This is a genomic window from Halomonas sp. (assembly GCF_029263665.1).
Lineage (GTDB): Bacteria > Pseudomonadota > Gammaproteobacteria > Pseudomonadales > Halomonadaceae > Halomonas.
Window position 1 is genome coordinate 143723 of sequence record NZ_JAJUFQ010000006.1, and the last position, 17357, is coordinate 161079.

Sequence of the window (17357 nt, forward strand, 5' to 3'; positions counted from 1 at the left end):
AAACGACAAAAGTATAATACCTAATTTTGAATTATGTATCCATATTCCAGAAGCCGGTCATCTGTGCGGTATCGACCACTCGTAACGATTCACCAACAACGATTCATAACAACAAGCTCCGGAGAACCGAGATGAAACGACTGCAGCGTGTTCTTGTTCTGGCAGCATCAGTACTGGTACTGGGTGGCGGTAGTGCCCAGGCCAATGAGATTGAAGTCAAGCTTGGCCATGTAGGTGGCCCGGGTTCGTTGTTCGAGATCACTACCAAGGAGTTTGCGCGGCTTGCCAACGAGCGCCTCGAGGGTGAGGCCAACGTCGTGATCTATGGCTCGAGTCAGTTGGGCAACGACTCTCAGATGCTCAGCAAACTGAAGCTAGGCACCATCGACCTGGCCTTGCCTTCATCGGTCATGTCCAGTGTGGCGCCAGAGTTTTCGGTGTTCGAGATGCCTTATTTGATCGAGAACCGCGACCATTTCCGCAAGGTGCGGGATGAGGTGCTTCGCGATGAACTTGGTCAGGCCGCAGAGGAAAAGCGTTATCACCTGATTGGTATCTGGGAAAACGGTTTCCGCCAGATCACCAACAATGTGCGTCCTATCGTGACACCTGAAGACCTGAAGGGCATCAAGCTGCGCACACCAAGCGGTATCTGGCGGGTCGAGATGTTCAAGAGTTATGGCGCCAGCCCTGCTCCGATGGCCTTGTCCGAAGCCTTCGTGGCCCTGCAGACCGGTGCCATGGACGGACAGGAGAATCCACTGGTCCAGACCTTTTCCCAGCGCTTCCAGGAGGTGCAGGACTACCTGTCGATGTCCAACCACGTCTACACCCCGGCCTATGTGATAGCCGGTGCAAGCTGGGATCGCTTGCCCGAGCATGTGCGGGAAGTGCTGGAGCAGACAGCCCGGGAAGTCGAAGACTATGCGCTTGAGCAGGGGCAGGCCCTGGATGACAGCCTGGTACCGGAGTTCGAAGCCGCGGGCATGGAGGTCAATGAGGTTGATACCCAGGCATTCATCGAAGGTTCAGCGCCCATCTACGAGAAGTTCTCGGCCGAAGTGGAAGGCGGCCAGCAGTTGCTCGATCAGATCGAAGCACTGCGCCCATAACAACCGTTGATTGTCCTCCTCAACCAGCCTCCGGTCGTCATTGCGCTTCAGGAGGCGAATATCCCTTCGGGAGGTTCACGCCGTGTCTCTCAAGTCATTATCCAGAGCATACCAACGTATGCTCGAAGTCATCGTCTTTCTCAATGTGTTGGCGCTGACACTGATTATTTCCGTGGGATTTCTGTCGCGCCTGCTGGGGTCGCCCTTTAGCTGGTACGACGAGCTGGCCTCCGTGTGTCTGGCCTGGCTGACCTACTACGGTGCAGCACTGGCTGCCATCAAGGGGGCGCATATTGCCTGTCCCAGCGTGATCAACATGGCCCCGCCATCCATTCGTCTGCCGGTCGCTCTGCTTGGAGAGCTGTTCACCATCGGCTTCTTTGTCCTGCTCGGCATTACGGGCTACCAGGTTGTACAGATTCTCGAGGGATCGACCATGGTCAGCCTGACCAGCGTCTCATTGCAGATTACCCAGTCGGTGATCCCGATCGGTTCGGCATTGTTCATCATCGCCCAGCTGCTGCGCTTGCCTGAGGTGATCAAAAGCGCCCGCGGCGCCGGGTTCATTGACCACGAACTGGAAGAGGCGGGTATCCCGGCGAATCCTGTGGCCGATAGCCGTCACCACGACACTTCCACCATGTCTCGCCAGCCCAGCTGAACAGGAGAACGAACCATGATGATAGCTTCCATGTTCGTCGGCCTGATCGGGCTGATATTGATGAATGTGCCGGTAGCGGTTGCGCTTGGTATCGTCGGGGCACTGGCCACAGTGGTCAGCTATGGCATCTATGCCTTGCCAAATATCGGTATGGTGATGTTTGACGGCGCCACCAACTTTCCTTTGATTGCCATCCCACTGTTCATTCTTGCCGGGGCGATCATGAACGCCTCAAGTATCTCGCGTCGGCTGATCGAACTGGCCTCTGCCATGGTGGGGTTCGTCAAGGGTGGCCTGGCCATGGTGACCATTGGCGCCTCGATCTTCTTCGCCGAGATTTCCGGTTCGGCCGTAGCAGGTGTGTCAGCCATCGGTAGTCTGTTGATTCCGGCCATGCGCAGCAAGGGCTACTCGAAGGAATTTGCGGCGTCCATCACCTCTTCGGCGGCAAGTCTGGCGATTATCCTGCCTCCCTCCATTCCGATGATCCTCTATGCCGTGATGTCGGGGGAGTCGGTGGTCAAGATGTTTGTCGCCGGTATCTTTCCGGGTCTGCTCGGTGCGATTGGTCTGGCAGTGATGTGCTACTTCCTGGCACGCCGCTATAACCTTCCTGCAGAAGAACGCTTTAATGCGGGGCGCCTGTGGAAGGCCTTCAAGGGGGCTGCCTGGGCATTATTGATTCCAGTGATCATTCTCGGCGGTATTTTCGGTGGCATCGTAACCGCCACTGAAGGTGCGGCCCTGGCGGTGATCGTGGCGATCTTCATCAGTGCCGTGGTGTATCGCGAGTTCTCTCTCAAGAACTTCTACAAGGCCTGTCTCGACGCCGGGGTGCAGACGGCAGTGGTGATGCTGCTGGTTGCCAGTTCGGCGGTCGTCGGCCATTACCTGACCGAGACTCAGCTACCCCAGGCATTGGCCAACTCGATTGCCGACATGACCAGCAACAAGTATGTCGTGCTGGCGCTGCTCAACATTGTCTTCCTGATCCTGGGCATCTTCCTGCATTCCGCGGCGGCCATCATTCTGGTGGTGCCGATTGTGCTGCCATTGGTCACTGCGGTGGGTATCGATCCGCTGCACTTTGGTCTGATCGTGACCCTGAACCTGGCCATTGGTCAGCAGACTCCGCCGGTGGCCAGTGTCTTGATTGCTGCATGCTCTATCGCCAAGGCCGATATCTGGGCCACGACACGAACCAATCTGTGGTTCCTCGCCGTGTTGTTCCTGATCTTGTTGATCAACACCTATGTACCTGCCGTGGCTCTGGCGCTGGTCAACCTGATTTACGGTGGCTGATCACTGTCGAGGTCAGATGAGAGAGGAGCATGAGGATGCGAGACATGAAAGCGAGAAGGAGAGAGCGTCGTGAGTGACAACGATCAAGGCCAGGTTCACTACCGTGTCGAGGAAGGCATTGCCTGGCTGACCTTCGACCGAGAGTCCAGCCGCAATGCCATGACCTGGCACATGTATGACCGGCTCGAGGCGCATTGCCAAGCGATCGAGCAGGATCCTGACATCGTGGCGGTAGTGATGCGAGGAGCCGGCGGGGAGGCCTTTGTCGCCGGTACCGACATCAAGCAGTTTGCCAACTTCTCCAGTGGTGACGACGCCATCGCCTATGAGCGACGCATCGATCAACTGGTGGGTCGGGTAGAGCGATTGCCGCTTCCAACACTGGCGCTTCTGGAAGGCTTCTGTGTTGGTGGTGGTGCTGCCATCGCGCTGGCCTGCGATTTCCGTTATGCCACACCTTCGCTGAAGTTCGGCATTCCCATCGCACGCACCCTCGGCAACTGCCTGTCGATCACCAATGTCGCGAGGTTGGTGGAACATGCCGGTGTAGCTCGTGCCAAGCAAGTGATGATGGCCGGTGAGTTGATCAGGGCGGATGAAGCCCTGTCTGCCGGACTGGTGGCTGAGGTCGTGCCGGCCGAGGAGATCGAGGCACTGGTGGCTGAGCGTGCTGCCGCATTCAAGCAACGAGCCCCCTTGACAGTGAAGGCTGCCAAGCAGGTCATCCAGCGCGTGCTGGACGAGAAGCGTGCACCGCACGATGGCAGCGATGACTGGATCACCGCCTGTTATACCAGCGAAGACTTCAGGGCTGCGGTGAACAAGTTTGTCAACAAGACGCCTTTCTCCTGGAAAGGGCGCTGACGCCGAACTTCGGCAAGGAGATTTACATGCTGCCACTTGAAGGCATCAAGGTCCTCGACGTATCCCAGATCATGGCGGGCCCTTACTGCACCATGGTCCTTGGCGACATGGGGGCGGAGGTGGTCAAGGTCGAGAAGGCCAATGGCGGTGATGACAGCCGCCAGATGGGCCCTTACGTGAATGATGAATCGACCTGTTTTGCACAGATCAACCGTAACAAGAAGAGTATTTCACTCAACCTCAAGAACGAGAGCGGGCGTGAGATCTTCTATCGCCTGGCGCGTGAGGCCGATGTGGTGGTGGAGAACTACCGTCCTGGTGTGACTCGCTCGCTGGGAATCGACTATGAAAGCCTGAAGAAGCTCAACCCCGGCATTATCTACTGCTCGATTTCAGGCTATGGGCAGACGGGGCCCTATCATCGCAAGGGTGGGTTTGATCTGGTGGCACAAGGCTTGAGTGGCCTGATGTCGATGACAGGCGAACCGGGCCGGCGTCCGCTGAAGACAGGGGTTGCGGTATATGACATCGGTGCTGGCATCACCGCCATCTACTCGATACTGGCGGCCTATATCCATCGTCAGAAGACGGGAGAGGGGCAGCATCTGGATGTATCCATCGCGGAATGTGGTCTGCCCTGGTTCACCTGGGAAGCCGCTGCCTATTTCGCTGAAGGGCGCGTGCCTTCCGCGACTGGCTGGCGTCATCGGGTTTCTGCACCTTATCAGGCGATGCGGGTACGCGATGGCTACATGGTACTGGGCTGTGCCAACCAGCGTACCTGGGAGCGCTTCTGTTCCGAGGTGATCGAGCGGCCGGATCTGCTGGAAGACCCTCGTTTTCTGACCAATCTGGATCGCGGTACCAATGTCGAGGCTCTCGAGGAAGTGCTGGAGGGGATTCTGGCCGATCACGATCGGGCGTTCTGGCTGCAGCGTTGCGACCAGGCCGGTGTCCCCGCCGGGCCGATTAATGATTTCGACCAGGCAATGCATGACGAGCACTACCTGGCTCGGGGCATGGTGCAGGAGATGGATCACCCTGTGATGGGACGCATGAAGACCATCGGCTTCCCGACCAAATTCTCGGCGACTCCATTGGAAATTCGCATGCCGGCTCCGCTGTTGGCCCAGCATACCGACGAAGTGCTGCAGGATCTTGGGATGTCCGACGCCGAGATTGATGAGCTGCGTCGACAGGGAGGGGTGTGTTGAAGAAGGCGGAAAATTTTTTCTGCTTAGGTGAATTCATAATTACAAGAAGGCTTTCATGATCCCAGCTCATTCATGATGGCAGCGCTTTCTGACAAGCGTTCTTTCATGACAGCCACTCTTTCATAACAACAGTGTTTCCACGACAGGTGCACCTCCACGATTGGAGTGCCTGCGTGGCACTGGCGAGGACAATGACATGCTTAAACTCGACTTCCATCCATCCGGCCGCCACTTCCTGCAGATTCCTGGTCCGTCTCCGGTCCCGGATCGTATCCTGCGTGCCATGAGCCTGCCGACCATTGATCACCGCGGGCCGGAATTCGGTGTGCTTGGCCTTGAACTGCTCGATAAGGTACGCCAAGTGTTCAAGACCCAGGGCCCGGTGATCATCTATCCATCCTCGGGGACCGGGGCCTGGGAAGCGGCACTGGCCAATACGCTGTCGGCGGGTGACACGGTATTGATGTATGAGACGGGGCACTTTGCCACCCTGTGGCAGAAGATGGCACGTCGCCTGGGACTGGAGCCTGAATTTCTCGGGCTACCCGGTAGTGAAGGCTGGCGGCGCGGTGTTCAGGCCGACATGATCGAAGCTCGGCTGCGTGAAGACAATGAGCATCGCATCAAGGCGGTGTGTGTCGTGCACAACGAGACATCCACTGGTGTTACCAGCGATATCGCGGCAGTGCGTCGTGCCATGGATGCTGCCGGGCACCCGGCACTGTTGATGGTCGACACCATCTCTGGACTGGCCAGTGCCGACTATCGTCATGACGAGTGGGGGGTCGATGTCACGATCTCCGGTTCGCAGAAAGGCCTGATGTTGCCTCCGGGTATCAGTTTCAATGCGCTGTCGGACAAGGCCATCGACACCAGCTTGAAGGCCGGGCTGCCGAAGAGCTTCTGGGCCTGGGATGAAATACTCGAGGCCAACCGCACGGGCTATTGGCCCTATACGCCCAGTACCAATCTGCTCTATGGCCTCAATGAGGCGCTCGACATGCTGCTCGAGGAGGGGCTCGACAATGTCTTTGCTCGCCATCAGCGCTGGGCTGCGGGAGTGCGTGCGGCCGTCAATGCCTGGGGGCTGGAGGTTCAGTGTCAGGATCCTGATGTGTACTCCCCGGTGTTGACAGGGGTGGTCATGCCGGAAGGAGTCGATGCCGATGAAGTGCGCAATCTGATCTATCGACGCTTCGATCTGTCGCTGGGCATGGGACTGGGAAAAGCGCGCGGGCGCATGTTCCGTATCGGCCATCTGGGAGATTGCAACGATCTGACGCTGATGGCGACGCTGGCAGGCTGCGAGATGGGCATGAAACTGTCCGGTGTCTCTCTGGCCGCTAGTGGCGTGGAGGCTGCCATGCGCTATTTCGCCGAGAACGCCCCCGCTCATGCCCGTGATTCCTGAGGAGGTGAACCATGACTGCCTTTACCTCCCCAGCCAAACCGGTCCCCCGAGATACCGCCGGTCGTGATGCCGGTGGCAGTCGCCATGCGAAAGTGCTCCCTGTCACCGAGCTGGCGGCACGTCTGCGCAAGGAGCTTGAAGGCGACGTGCTGTTCGACGAGGCGTCTCGTGGGCGCTACTCGACCGACGCGTCGATCTACCAGATTACGCCGGTTGGCGTGGTGATTCCCCGTCACCAGCGCGACCTGGAACTGGCTGTCGATATCGCTCGTGATGCTGGCGTGCCGATGCTGGCGCGCGGGGGAGGTACCAGCCAATGTGGCCAGACGGTAGGGGAGGCATTGGTCATCGATGCTAGCCGCTGGCTCAACCAGGTGGTCGAGTTCGACCCTGAAGCGCGAACGGTCGTGGTCGAGCCGGGCATTGTCCTTGATCACCTCAATGCCTGGCTCAAGCCATACGGTCTCTGGTATCCCGTGGATGTGTCGACTGCCGCCCAGTGCACTCTGGGTGGCATGGCGGGCAACAACTCCTGCGGTTCGCGCTCGATCCATTACGGCAACATGGTGCATAACGTGCTGGGGATCGATGCATTGCTGGCCGATGGTTATCACGCCAGCTTCAGCTTTGTCGATGAACTGGCTCCAGGTTCGCGTGAGAGGCAACTGGCCGACACCGTACGGCGGATCGCCGAGCGCGAGCAGCAGCGCATTCGCGAGCATTTCCCCAAGGTCATGCGCCGGGTGGCGGGCTATAACCTCGATATCTTCGATTGCCAGAATCCGTTGCCCTATGACCGGGATGGTCGGGCCAACCTGGCTCATCTGCTGGTGGGATCGGAAGGCAGCCTGGCGGTCACTCGTCGCCTCAAGCTGAAGCTTTCACCGTTGCCTGAGCACAAGGTTCTGGGGGTGGTGAATTTCCCGACCTTCTACCAGGCCATGGACATGACACAGCACATCGTCACCCTGACGCCTACCGCGGTGGAGCTGGTCGACCACACCATGATCGAACTGGCCCTGGAGAATCCCGCTTTCCGCCCGGTGATCGAGACGGCACTGATCGGGCAGCCCGCCGCTGTGTTGCTGGTGGAATTTTCCGGCACGGATCGTGAGTCGTTGCTTGAGCAACTGGGGCGACTCAGCGAGCTGATGGCAGATCTGGGGTTGCCTGGTTCGGTGGTGGACATGCCGGATGCCAAGGCCCAGAAGGCACTGTGGGATGTGCGCAAGGCTGGACTCAACATCATGATGAGCATGAAGGGCGATGGTAAACCGGTGTCCTTCATCGAAGACTGCGCAGTACCACTGGAGCATCTTGCTGGATATACCGAGCGCCTGACTGAGGTCTTCCATCGTCATGGTACGGAAGGCACCTGGTATGCCCATGCCAGTGTCGGTACCTTGCATGTACGTCCGATTCTCGATCTACGCCGCGGTGGTGCCGCGAAGATGCGTGCCATTGCCGAGGAAGCAGCAGCCCTGGTGCGTGACTACAAAGGTGCCTATTCCGGCGAGCATGGTGATGGCATCTGCCGTGGCGAATGGGTGGCCTGGCAATTCGGTGATGCCATCAATGAGGCCTTCCGTGAGATCAAGGGGCTGTTCGATCCCGACAATCTGATGAATCCCGGCAAGATCGTCGATACACCGAAAATGGACGACGAGCACCTGTTCCGTTTTCCGCCGACATACCAGACCATTCCGCTGACCCCGGTGCTGGACTGGTCACCCTGGAATGTGACGCGTGATCCGTTGACCGGCGAACAGAGTGACCCGGGTACTGGCAGGGATGTCACCGGCGGTCTCGCCAGTGCCGTGGAGATGTGCAACAACAATGGCCATTGTCGCAAGTTCGATGCGGGAACCATGTGTCCCAGCTATCGCATCACTGGCGATGAACAACACCTGACACGCGGGCGTGCCAATACCCTGCGCCTGGTACTGTCGGGGCAGTTGGGGCGTGAAGGACTGGCCAGTGACGAGGTCAAGGAAGCATTGGATCTCTGTGTATCCTGCAAGGGCTGCAAGCGTGATTGTCCGACCGGTGTGGATATGGCGCGGATCAAGATCGAGGCGCGTGCCGCCCGGGTGGCGCGCGATGGTGTGGCATTGCGTGAAAGGCTGATTGCCGATCTGCCGCGCCTGGCGCCAACGCTCAAGTATCTCGCTCCCGTAACGAAGGTGGTCGAACGTCTGCCGTGGCTGGCAGGCGCCATCAAGCGGGGAATCGGGTTGGCAGAGCAGCGGGCACTGCCACTGGTCACCGACAATTATCTGCAACGGGCCAGGTCATGTGCTTCCAGCACTGATACAGGCCAGCGGGAAGTGGTGCTGTTCGTCGATACCTTCAACAACTATATGGAAGGCAGTAACGCTGAAGCGGCGCATCGCGTTCTGGAGGCGGCAGGCTATCGCGTAGTGCTTTCCAAAGGGCCGGACAAGCGTCCACTGTGCTGTGGTCGCACCTACTTGGCTGCTGGTCAGGTGGCGCGTGCCCGTGCCGAGGCCAAGCGCACACTGGAAACCCTCATTCCCTATGTCGAGCGGGGAGTTGCCATTGTAGGCCTTGAGCCGTCCTGCCTGCTGACCATGCGCGATGAGTTCCTCAGCTATGGCATGGGGGAGGCTGCGCAGAAGCTTGCGGAGGCCTGCCTACTGTTCGAGGAGTTTCTGGTCCGTGAGCAGGACGCGGGGCATCTGACGCTGGCACTCAATCCATTGCCTCAGTCCAGAGTCTTGTTGCATGGACATTGCCATCAGAAGGCCTTCGATGCGGTTCGGCCGGTGGAAAAGGTGCTGAGCTGGATTCCAGGGCTCGAGGTGGAAACCATCCCTTCATCCTGTTGTGGCATGGCGGGCAGTTTCGGTTATGAGCGCGAGCATTATGATGCCTCGATAAAGATGGCTGAAGCTGCGCTGCTGCCTGCGGTACGCAAGGCAGGCGATGCCCTGATCGTGGCGGATGGCACCAGTTGCCGACACCAGATTCGCGACGGAACCGAGCGAGAAGCGCTGCATGTGGCAAGAGTCCTGGCCCAGGCCCTGGCATGAGATCGCCAGAGAAGCACATGAAGTGCCAGCACTGGAGGCTGGTGAATGCCAGCGTGCTTCGATGAATATGGAGTTGATGAATATGGAATTAATGCCGGGCTCTGAAATGGTATTCCTCGGGGGCTACATCATTGCGGATGGCCTGCAGGAGCTCGTCATCCAGCTCTGGGGAATCGGCAGATAACCACCCACACTGCGTCAGCGCCTGGCGCAGTGTGATCTGTTCATCGAGACGCTGATAAAGGACCCGAACGCAGCAGGGCATGCGTTCGCTGTTGTCCGCCACGCCAAGCCGGAGTCCCGTCAGCCGAGTCACCTGACTCTGGTAGCTGGGAAAAAGGATGGTCTGGGTGATTTCGTGGCCATTGAGGGTTTCGTGGTCGACCAGGAAGATACGCTCACCCAACTTGACGGCGACTCCCGTATAGCGGTTGTGGCATGGTCGGGACTGGGAGGAGAGCTGCGTGCGTTCAGTGCGTTGATAAACGATCCCGTTATCTCTCGATTCGAGGCAGACCAGGGTACGGATGATCTTGCCCGGACGGGACATGGAATAGTAATACTCGAAGTAATATCCTAGGTAGTGCGTCATTCCCTGCTTGCCGCGCAACACCAGCTCATCCGGCCAGCCAATGCTGCCCGCGAGTGACTCGCTGTCCGAGGACTGCTGGCTGACCGCGATCCTTCCCATCTGCACCAGGTTGCAGAAATCTGCCTGGGGCAGATACAGCTCATGTTCTTCCACACCAAAGAATGCACAGATTCTGCGCATGGCCATATGCCGTGGGCGGTAACGCCCGCTCAGGTAACGATTGAACTGTGTTCGGTTCATCGGCAAGCGGCGACATACTTCAGCAATAGATGGGTAATAGCTGCACAGTAGATGCAGATTAGCCACAAAGTCGTCGTGCATGGAGGTGTCCTGGAGGGTGATGCAGTCTGGTGCAGTTGCTTTAGCCGTTAGTGCGCAGAAGTGCAACGTTCCGCCAAGTTCGCTTTATTCCTGCGGCTGTTTCAATCGTCTCACACTCTCAATACTCCAAACATAAGAACAGTGGAGATTTTCAATGTTGGATTTTCTGAATGACCTCCTCTGGGGTAAGGTCCTCCTGGTGTTGCTGGTGGCCGTGGGGATCGGTTTCACCATTGCCTCACGTTTTGTCCAGTTTCGCTACTTCGGCCGCATGTTCCGCATTCTTGGTGCGGGAGAGGCCTTCAAGCGCGACAGGCACGGACATCTAAGTTCTTTCCAGGCACTGGTGCTGTCCGTTGCCGGACGTGTGGGCGGCGGTAACATCGCAGGCGTCGCTGTCGCCATTACCCTGGGTGGACCCGGTGCCATTTTCTGGATGTGGCTGGTTGGCCTGATGGGCATGGCGACCAGTTTCCTGGAGTGCACCCTGGCCCAGACCTTCAAGCAGGCCGAAGGCGATGGTTCCTATCGTGGCGGCCCGGCCTATTACATTGTCAAGGGACTGGGCAAGGGATGGGGGTGGCTGGCAGGCTTCTATTCCGTACTGCTGCTGATCACTTTCGGTTTTGCCTTTACCGCTCTGCAGTCCTATTCCGTGGCAACTTCCTTTGGCGATGCCTTCGGTGTTCCTGTGCTCTATAGCGGGATTGCCCTGGCCATCGTGGTTGGCTTGATCATCTTTGGCGGCATCAAGCGTATTGCGCGTATTTCTGAAGTCCTGGTGCCGATCATGGCAGTGGGGTATCTGCTGATCACCGTGATCATCGTGGGCATGAACATTGATCGCGTCCCCGACATGTTCGTGCTCATCGCCAAGAGTGCATTTGGCCTCGAGCCAGCCGTGGGCGGTGGTATTGGTGCCGCCATCATGATGGGGCTCAAGCGTGGCTTGTTCTCCAATGAAGCAGGATTGGGCAGCGCCCCGAATGTGGCCGCTGTGGCTTATGTGCCGCACCCCGCCAACCAGGGGATTGTTCAGGCGTTTTCAGTGTTCATCGATACCGTGATCATCTGCTCGGCGACCGCTTTCCTGATCCTGCTCAGCGATGCCTATGTTCCTGGTGCCAGCGGCAACGTCGAGGGCATCGCCCTGACACAGGCGGCGCTGGCGGATCATGTTGGAGAGTGGGGGCGGACCTTCGTCAGCCTGGCGTTACTGCTGTTTGCCTTCAGCACCATTCTCTACAACTACTACCTTGGCGAGAACAGCCTCCACTTCTTCTCGCGTGACAATCAGAAGTTGTTCAATGGCTTCCGTATCGCCATCGTGCTGCTGGTGTGCTGGGGAGCCACCACGGACCTGGGCACCGTGTTTGGCTTTGCCGATGTCACCATGGGCCTGCTGGCGGTGGTCAACCTGATTGCCCTGATCCTGCTGTTCAAGCCTGGCCTGCGTATCCTCAAGGATTTCGATGATCAGTTCCGCAAAGGTATCAAGCAGCCGGTTTTCGATGTCCGACAGCATACCGAGCTCGACCTGGATGCCAAGGCCTGGGAACTGGAGCCGGAAGACCAGGAACGCTTGCAGGACCTGACAGACAGCTCTCCCGCTCGCAGTAGCTGATCCTTTCCAGACGATAATCCCCGCTTTCACATTATGCCGTACCGTCCTTGATGGACAGGTACGGCTTTTTCGTTCGCACGATAAAAGGTCCATCGTCTAGCCTGACTCATAGGAGAACAAGAACCGGGCTCGGTGATTGTGTCAGCAGAGGAAAATGTTGTCGGGAGGACATCATGGCCATCTATCGTTTGGGAAATCATTCCCCTCAGATTCATCGCAGTGCTTATGTTGCCGAAAGTGCAGAAGTGATCGGCCAGGTGCGCATCTTCGAGGATGCCAGTATCTGGTACCAGGCTGTGCTACGTGGAGATACCGACTCGCTGGAAGTGGGACGAGGCAGCAACATCCAGGATGGTGCTGTACTGCATGCCGACCCCGGGACACCACTGGTCGTGGGCGAGGGCGTTACGGTGGGGCATCAGGCCATGTTGCACGGCTGTACCATCGGTGATGGTTCATTGATCGGCATCCAGGCCGTGATACTCAATGGTGCGGTGATTGGCAGGAACTGTCTGGTAGCAGCAGGTGCCGTGGTCAAGGAAAACGCCGAGTTTCCTGAGAATAGCCTGATCGTCGGTGCACCGGCCAAAGTCATTCGTCAGCTCGATGAAAAAGCCGTGGCAGAGCTCCAGGCCAACGCCGAGGGGTATGTGAAGAAGGCTCGGTTACATCGTACGCAACTAGCCCGCATAGGTTAGATGCTGTCTTGAAAGTGCACTGTCAGCGCCGAGACGACACCACCCCAGATGGCTGGGGTGGTGCTGCTTGAGTTCGCCGCAGTCTGCAATCAGCTGCCAAGCCCCATCAGAGGATCACTGATGCCGAGTACGTAGAAGGCTATCAGCCCAATGATACCAGTGAAGATAAGGTAGTAGAGCGTCGGCAGAATGGTCTTGCGGATGGTGATCCCCTCGCGACCCAGTAGACCGACGGTAGCGGACGCAGCCACTACGTTGTGGATCGCAATCATGTTGCCAGCGGCGGCGCCAACTGCCTGCAGGGACACCATGAAAGCGGTGGAGATACCGAGAGTTTGAGCCACATTGAACTGGAAGTCGGCCAGCATCAGGTTGGAAACCGTGTTGGAGCCAGCGATGAATGCTCCAAGGGCGCCGACGGCCGGGGCAAAGAAGGGATATATGTCGCCCACGCTGTTGGCGACGAGCTGGGCCATGGCCACCGGCATGGAGACAAGGTCAGCAGAGTTGACCCCAGAGTTGATCAGGATACGCACCATGGGGATGGTGAAGATCAATACGAAGCCTGCACCGAGCAATGTCTTCGAGGATTCGCTGAAGGCGGCCTTGAGTTCGCTGGCACGCATGCGGTGCAGTATGGCAGTGACCAGTACGACCATGAGCAGAATGCCGCCGGGCAGGTAGAGTAGCTCAATGCTGCCGGAAACACCGGCTTCACCCAGGATATTGCTCCAGCCGAAGCTGAGAGAGTTCAGCGCTGCCTTGAGCGGTTCGATGGTGCGTGAGGCAACCAGAAAGATCGCGAGCAGCACATAGGGTAGCCAGCCCATGAAGGTAGAAATAGGAGCCTTGCCCGCCACCTCATCCAGCTTGATCTCGAACTTTCCATGCCACTCGGCAGGCCAGGACTGGCTCTCGGCGAAATCCCAGGTGTCCTTGGGAATCAGAAAGCCTCGACGAGCGGCTGGCACGACAATGGCCAGGCCGACCATGGCGCCGATCATCGAGGGGAACTCGGGTCCCAGCAGCACGCCCGCCAGTGCATAGGGCACGACGAAGCAGATACCGGCAAAGATGGCGAAAGGAGTGATGGAAAGACCTTCTTTCCATGAGCGGTTGGCACCGAAGAAACGCACCATGATGATGACCATGATCAGAGGCATCAGCGTGCCGACAATAGCGTGGGTGATAGCGACCTCGCCGGCAATCAGGCGGAAATATTCCAGCCAGGAGGAGCCGCCGGCCTCCAGTTGAGCAGTGATGGCCTCCTGGTTGATGCCCCCGCTGACGCCCACCACGATTGGAGTACCTACTGCCCCGAAGGACACGGGAGTGGACTGGATCATCATGCCAACCACCACGGCTGCCAGAGCTGGGAAACCCAGGGCGACCATGAGCGGAGCCGCGACCGCAGCGGGAGTACCAAAACCTGAAGCACCCTCGATAAAGCAGCCGAACAGCCAGGCGACGATGATGGCCTGCACACGGCGATCGGGACTGATGCCGGAGAAGCCATTGCGAATGGCTGTGATACCCCCCGAGTGTTTCAGCGTATTGAGCAGCAGGATCGCGCCGAAGATGATCCACAGGATGGCAACGGTAAGAATCAACCCTTGCAGCGTGGAGGCCAGAACGCGGTTAAAGCTCATTTCCCAGGTAAATAGGGCGATAAGGGCAGTGACGACGAAAACGATCGGCATGGCTATCTTGGCTGCCATGCGTAGTCCAATCAGCAAGACACCGGCCAGTACCAAGGGCACGAAGGCGAGCAATGCAAGGGTGGTATCAATCATGAGACGGGAGTCTCCTCGGTTATTGTTGGTCGCCATGCGGAATCATGGTGTCGTCCTGCATGGGGAACTGCTTCTGCATGGGTATTGTTGCTGTGCAGATGTCGCCTATGCATAGCAGTAGGGGACGGTCGCAAGATAAGACGCCCTTGCGATGATGACTAGTTGTGGGGAATTGGTCTTACCAAAATGCATGATGCTGCCTTGACGCCAAAACTCTTGTGAAATTATTTAAAATCAAAAAGTTATTGTACAGCGATAAAGGTGGGTGCAAGAGTGCTCGATAAAGCAGCTTAGACTAAAGGGCAGTGTCCTGATCGTCAGCCACAGGAGAAATGAGGTATTGGCGGGCCATGGCAAAGCCTGCCACACTCGAGTGCATATCAAGCCGACCAATGAGGATTCGGGGATACACTATGAATCGAGTCTTGTATGAGCTTTGTGGTATCGATGAGAACCTGCGCTTTTCCCCCTATTGCTGGCGAGTCAAGCTGGCCCTGGCGCACAAGGGACTGGATGCTGAGTACCGTCCCTGGCATTTCACTGACAAGGACGCTCTGGAATTTGCCTACTACGACAAGGTTCCAGTGCTGGTGGATGGCGATGAAGTCGTGACCGACAGCTACCAGATCATGGCATACCTTGATCGCGCCTATCCCGACACGCCTGCGCTGCTCGGTTCCGGTGAGGCTGAGGCTCGTGCTCGGTTCTTCAAGTATTTTGGTGAACGGTCACTGGCTCCGGCCATATTGAAGACCGTGATCATGGACCTGATCAATGCCGTGCATCCCAAGGATCGCGAGTATTTCCGTGATAGCCGGGAAAAGCGCTTCGGTCGTACGCTCGAAGAGTTTCATTCGCCTGCCAAGGGATTGGCGCAGCTGGATACGGCTCTGGAACCCATGCGTGGGGCACTCACGGATAACGAGTATCTCGATGGCAAATCCGCCGGGGGAGCCGACTATCTGGTGTTTGGTTTCTTCATGTGGGCGCGCTGTGTTTCATCGGCTGACCTGGTGTCCAATGCCGACCCCGTCTATGACTGGATCGAGCGCATGCTGGACTTGCATGATGGCCTGGGGCGCAAGGCATTGCGCATCACGGACATCGAGGGAGCCTATCGCTGAGTCGCCAAAGACGCTCGGATGAAAAGCAGCAGGTAAAGTGGCTATCAAAAACAAGGATACCGCCAATCGGCGGTATCCTTGTGGATAATGGATGAAAAAAGCGTTTTAGTCGTCCTGCACCACTTTCAGAACTTCGAAGGTCTCACGGTTCATGCGCAGTTCCAGTTCCAGTTCCTGGAACTGGGCGTCGTAGCCTTCGATCTCGATCTGGCCCATGCGGTCGACATCGAGTGAGCCAATGTGCTCCAGGCCGGCTTCCTGAGCGCCGTCCAAGGCCTTGCTGACCTCATCACTGCTCAGGCTCCAGTCAGGTACTTCACTCTGGCGTTTCTGTTTGCGCAACACGCTGCCATCACTCATGGACATGTCGACATCCAGTCGCGAGCCATCTTCTCCCCAGCCCTCGACTTCGAACTGGTCGCCGTCATCGACACCAAATTCATCAAAGTGAGTGAAGCCATAGTCCTGGGCGCTTTTCAGCATGCGATCAATGTCTGCACGAGTAGCACCGTCATCTGCCAGAGCGGTGGTCGCCATGGCGCCGGTCAGGGTCAGAGTGGCAAGGCCGAGAGTCAGAGTCTTTTTCATGCTGTCGCTTCCTGTCTTTGATGATGTTAGTGCACCAATGTCCATACCTGTGCGGTGAGACTCATTGGCGAGTGGGTCCATCATGACAATAGCTGCCTGTCTGTAAGCTGACACAGGAATTCATTTTTTATTCATGTTAGGTATTGATTCACCCGGACAAGACTCAGGTGATATGTGCACGCATGCCATGCGTGCTTTATGTTGATTGAAGGCACGAAGCTATTTAGAAAGATGGTATTCCATCGAAAATATTTTCGTGATCTGCAGATGAATCAAAAAGGCCAGCCGCGATTGCGGCTGGCCTTTTCAGTTGTGCATCAATAAAAGGATCAACGGGCACGATCTTCCAGGCGGAAGCGGGCGATACGGTTGATCTGCAGAACGGCTTCATCACGTTCCTGGTCGATACTGTTGTTCAAGCGCTCTTCGAAGGCGGCGAGGATGGCGTGTCGGTTGCCACCTTTCACTGCCATGATGAAGGGGAAGCCGAAGCGAGCCTTGTAAGCATCATTCAAGCGGGTAAAGCGAGCCAGTTCATCCGCTGTGCACTGGTCAAGCCCTGCCCCTGCCTGCTCTCGGGTGGAGTCTTCTGTTAGCTCTCCGGCTGCTGCTGCCTTGCCGGCGAGGTCCGGGTGGGCGCGAATGACCTGCATCTGGCGTTCTATATCGGCGTCTTCGAGTACCTTGCCCATATGTTCTGCGAGCACGCCGGGCTCATCATGGGCTTCACTCAGACCACGGTCGTAGGCTTCTTCAGCTACCCATGGGGAATGCTCGAAGACGTCTCCATAAGTGGCCACAAAGCTGGCCTTGTCCATCTGGCTGGGGCGATCAGTGAGCAGTAACTTGGCCATGCAACCTCCTGAGAGTCTAGGTGTAGTGTGGTCTTGTACGAAGATATTGATGTCATATACGACAGATTGAGCGTTGTCCGAAGGATTGTACAGCAAAACTGTATACAAAAAATGTGTTGAACTGTACTATCATTTGAAGCAATGAT

The 17357-nt window shown here is 57.4% G+C and carries 14 protein-coding genes; 10 read left to right on the forward strand and 4 right to left on the reverse strand.

Annotated elements, in window-relative coordinates:
* Positions 1–131 precede the first annotated feature (131 nt).
* The 7 genes from Q1K07_RS08440 to Q1K07_RS08470 all read left to right on the forward strand — a co-directional run bounded on the left by Q1K07_RS08440 (position 132) and on the right by Q1K07_RS08470 (position 9617).
* The gene (locus Q1K07_RS08440) at positions 132–1112 is read left to right on the forward strand and encodes a TRAP transporter substrate-binding protein (RefSeq protein ID WP_300309763.1); all 981 of its coding nucleotides are present in this window, start codon (positions 132–134) and stop codon (positions 1110–1112) included.
* A 118-nt stretch (positions 1113–1230) separates the two neighbouring features.
* Entirely contained in the window at positions 1231–1773 is a 543-nt protein-coding gene (locus tag Q1K07_RS08445; protein ID WP_300309765.1) for a TRAP transporter small permease, read from the forward strand.
* 15 nt (positions 1774–1788) lie between these two features.
* The gene (locus tag Q1K07_RS08450) at positions 1789–3075 is read left to right on the forward strand and encodes a TRAP transporter large permease (RefSeq protein ID WP_300309766.1); all 1287 of its coding nucleotides are present in this window, start codon (positions 1789–1791) and stop codon (positions 3073–3075) included.
* Positions 3076–3144: 69 nt separating this feature from the next.
* Entirely contained in the window at positions 3145–3939 is a 795-nt protein-coding gene (locus Q1K07_RS08455; RefSeq protein ID WP_300309768.1) for an enoyl-CoA hydratase/isomerase family protein, read from the forward strand.
* Positions 3940–3965: 26 nt separating this feature from the next.
* Complete coding sequence (locus Q1K07_RS08460) at positions 3966–5153, forward strand: CoA transferase (RefSeq protein WP_300309770.1); 1188 nt, start codon at positions 3966–3968, stop codon at positions 5151–5153.
* A 196-nt stretch (positions 5154–5349) separates the two neighbouring features.
* Complete coding sequence (locus Q1K07_RS08465; protein WP_300309772.1) at positions 5350–6564, forward strand: aminotransferase class V-fold PLP-dependent enzyme; 1215 nt, start codon at positions 5350–5352, stop codon at positions 6562–6564.
* Positions 6565–6575: 11 nt separating this feature from the next.
* Complete coding sequence (locus Q1K07_RS08470) at positions 6576–9617, forward strand: FAD-binding and (Fe-S)-binding domain-containing protein (protein WP_300309774.1); 3042 nt, start codon at positions 6576–6578, stop codon at positions 9615–9617.
* 88 nt (positions 9618–9705) lie between these two features.
* Here the strand turns inward: Q1K07_RS08470 and Q1K07_RS08475 are convergent, their stop codons facing one another.
* Complete coding sequence (locus Q1K07_RS08475) at positions 9706–10530, reverse strand: helix-turn-helix domain-containing protein (RefSeq protein WP_300309776.1); 825 nt, start codon at positions 10528–10530, stop codon at positions 9706–9708.
* A 154-nt stretch (positions 10531–10684) separates the two neighbouring features.
* Between Q1K07_RS08475 and Q1K07_RS08480 the strand changes: the two genes are divergently transcribed.
* Together Q1K07_RS08480 and Q1K07_RS08485 are read left to right on the forward strand one after the other, a co-directional pair.
* Positions 10685–12154 carry a sodium:alanine symporter family protein gene (locus Q1K07_RS08480; RefSeq protein ID WP_300309778.1) on the forward strand — a complete coding sequence of 490 codons (1470 nt, stop codon included), beginning with the start codon at positions 10685–10687 and terminating at the stop codon, positions 12152–12154.
* Between the two features lie 173 nt (positions 12155–12327).
* Positions 12328–12852, forward strand: a complete 525-nt coding sequence (locus Q1K07_RS08485) for a gamma carbonic anhydrase family protein (RefSeq protein WP_149285966.1) — start codon at positions 12328–12330, stop codon at positions 12850–12852.
* An 89-nt stretch (positions 12853–12941) separates the two neighbouring features.
* On the opposite strand, the gene Q1K07_RS08490 is transcribed toward Q1K07_RS08485, so the two are convergent.
* A complete protein-coding gene (locus Q1K07_RS08490) occupies positions 12942–14645 on the reverse strand; it encodes an L-lactate permease (protein WP_300309781.1) in 1704 nt (567 codons plus the stop codon).
* 413 nt (positions 14646–15058) lie between these two features.
* Between Q1K07_RS08490 and Q1K07_RS08495 the strand changes: the two genes are divergently transcribed.
* A complete protein-coding gene (locus Q1K07_RS08495) occupies positions 15059–15769 on the forward strand; it encodes a glutathione S-transferase N-terminal domain-containing protein (protein ID WP_300309783.1) in 711 nt (236 codons plus the stop codon).
* 105 nt (positions 15770–15874) lie between these two features.
* Here the strand turns inward: Q1K07_RS08495 and Q1K07_RS08500 are convergent, their stop codons facing one another.
* Positions 15875–16357, reverse strand: coding sequence for a PepSY domain-containing protein (locus Q1K07_RS08500; RefSeq protein ID WP_300309786.1), 483 nt, complete (start codon positions 16355–16357; stop codon positions 15875–15877).
* A 329-nt stretch (positions 16358–16686) separates the two neighbouring features.
* Positions 16687–17211, reverse strand: a complete 525-nt coding sequence (gene uraD, locus Q1K07_RS08505; protein WP_300309788.1) for a 2-oxo-4-hydroxy-4-carboxy-5-ureidoimidazoline decarboxylase — start codon at positions 17209–17211, stop codon at positions 16687–16689.
* Between the last annotated feature and the right edge of the window lie 146 nt (positions 17212–17357).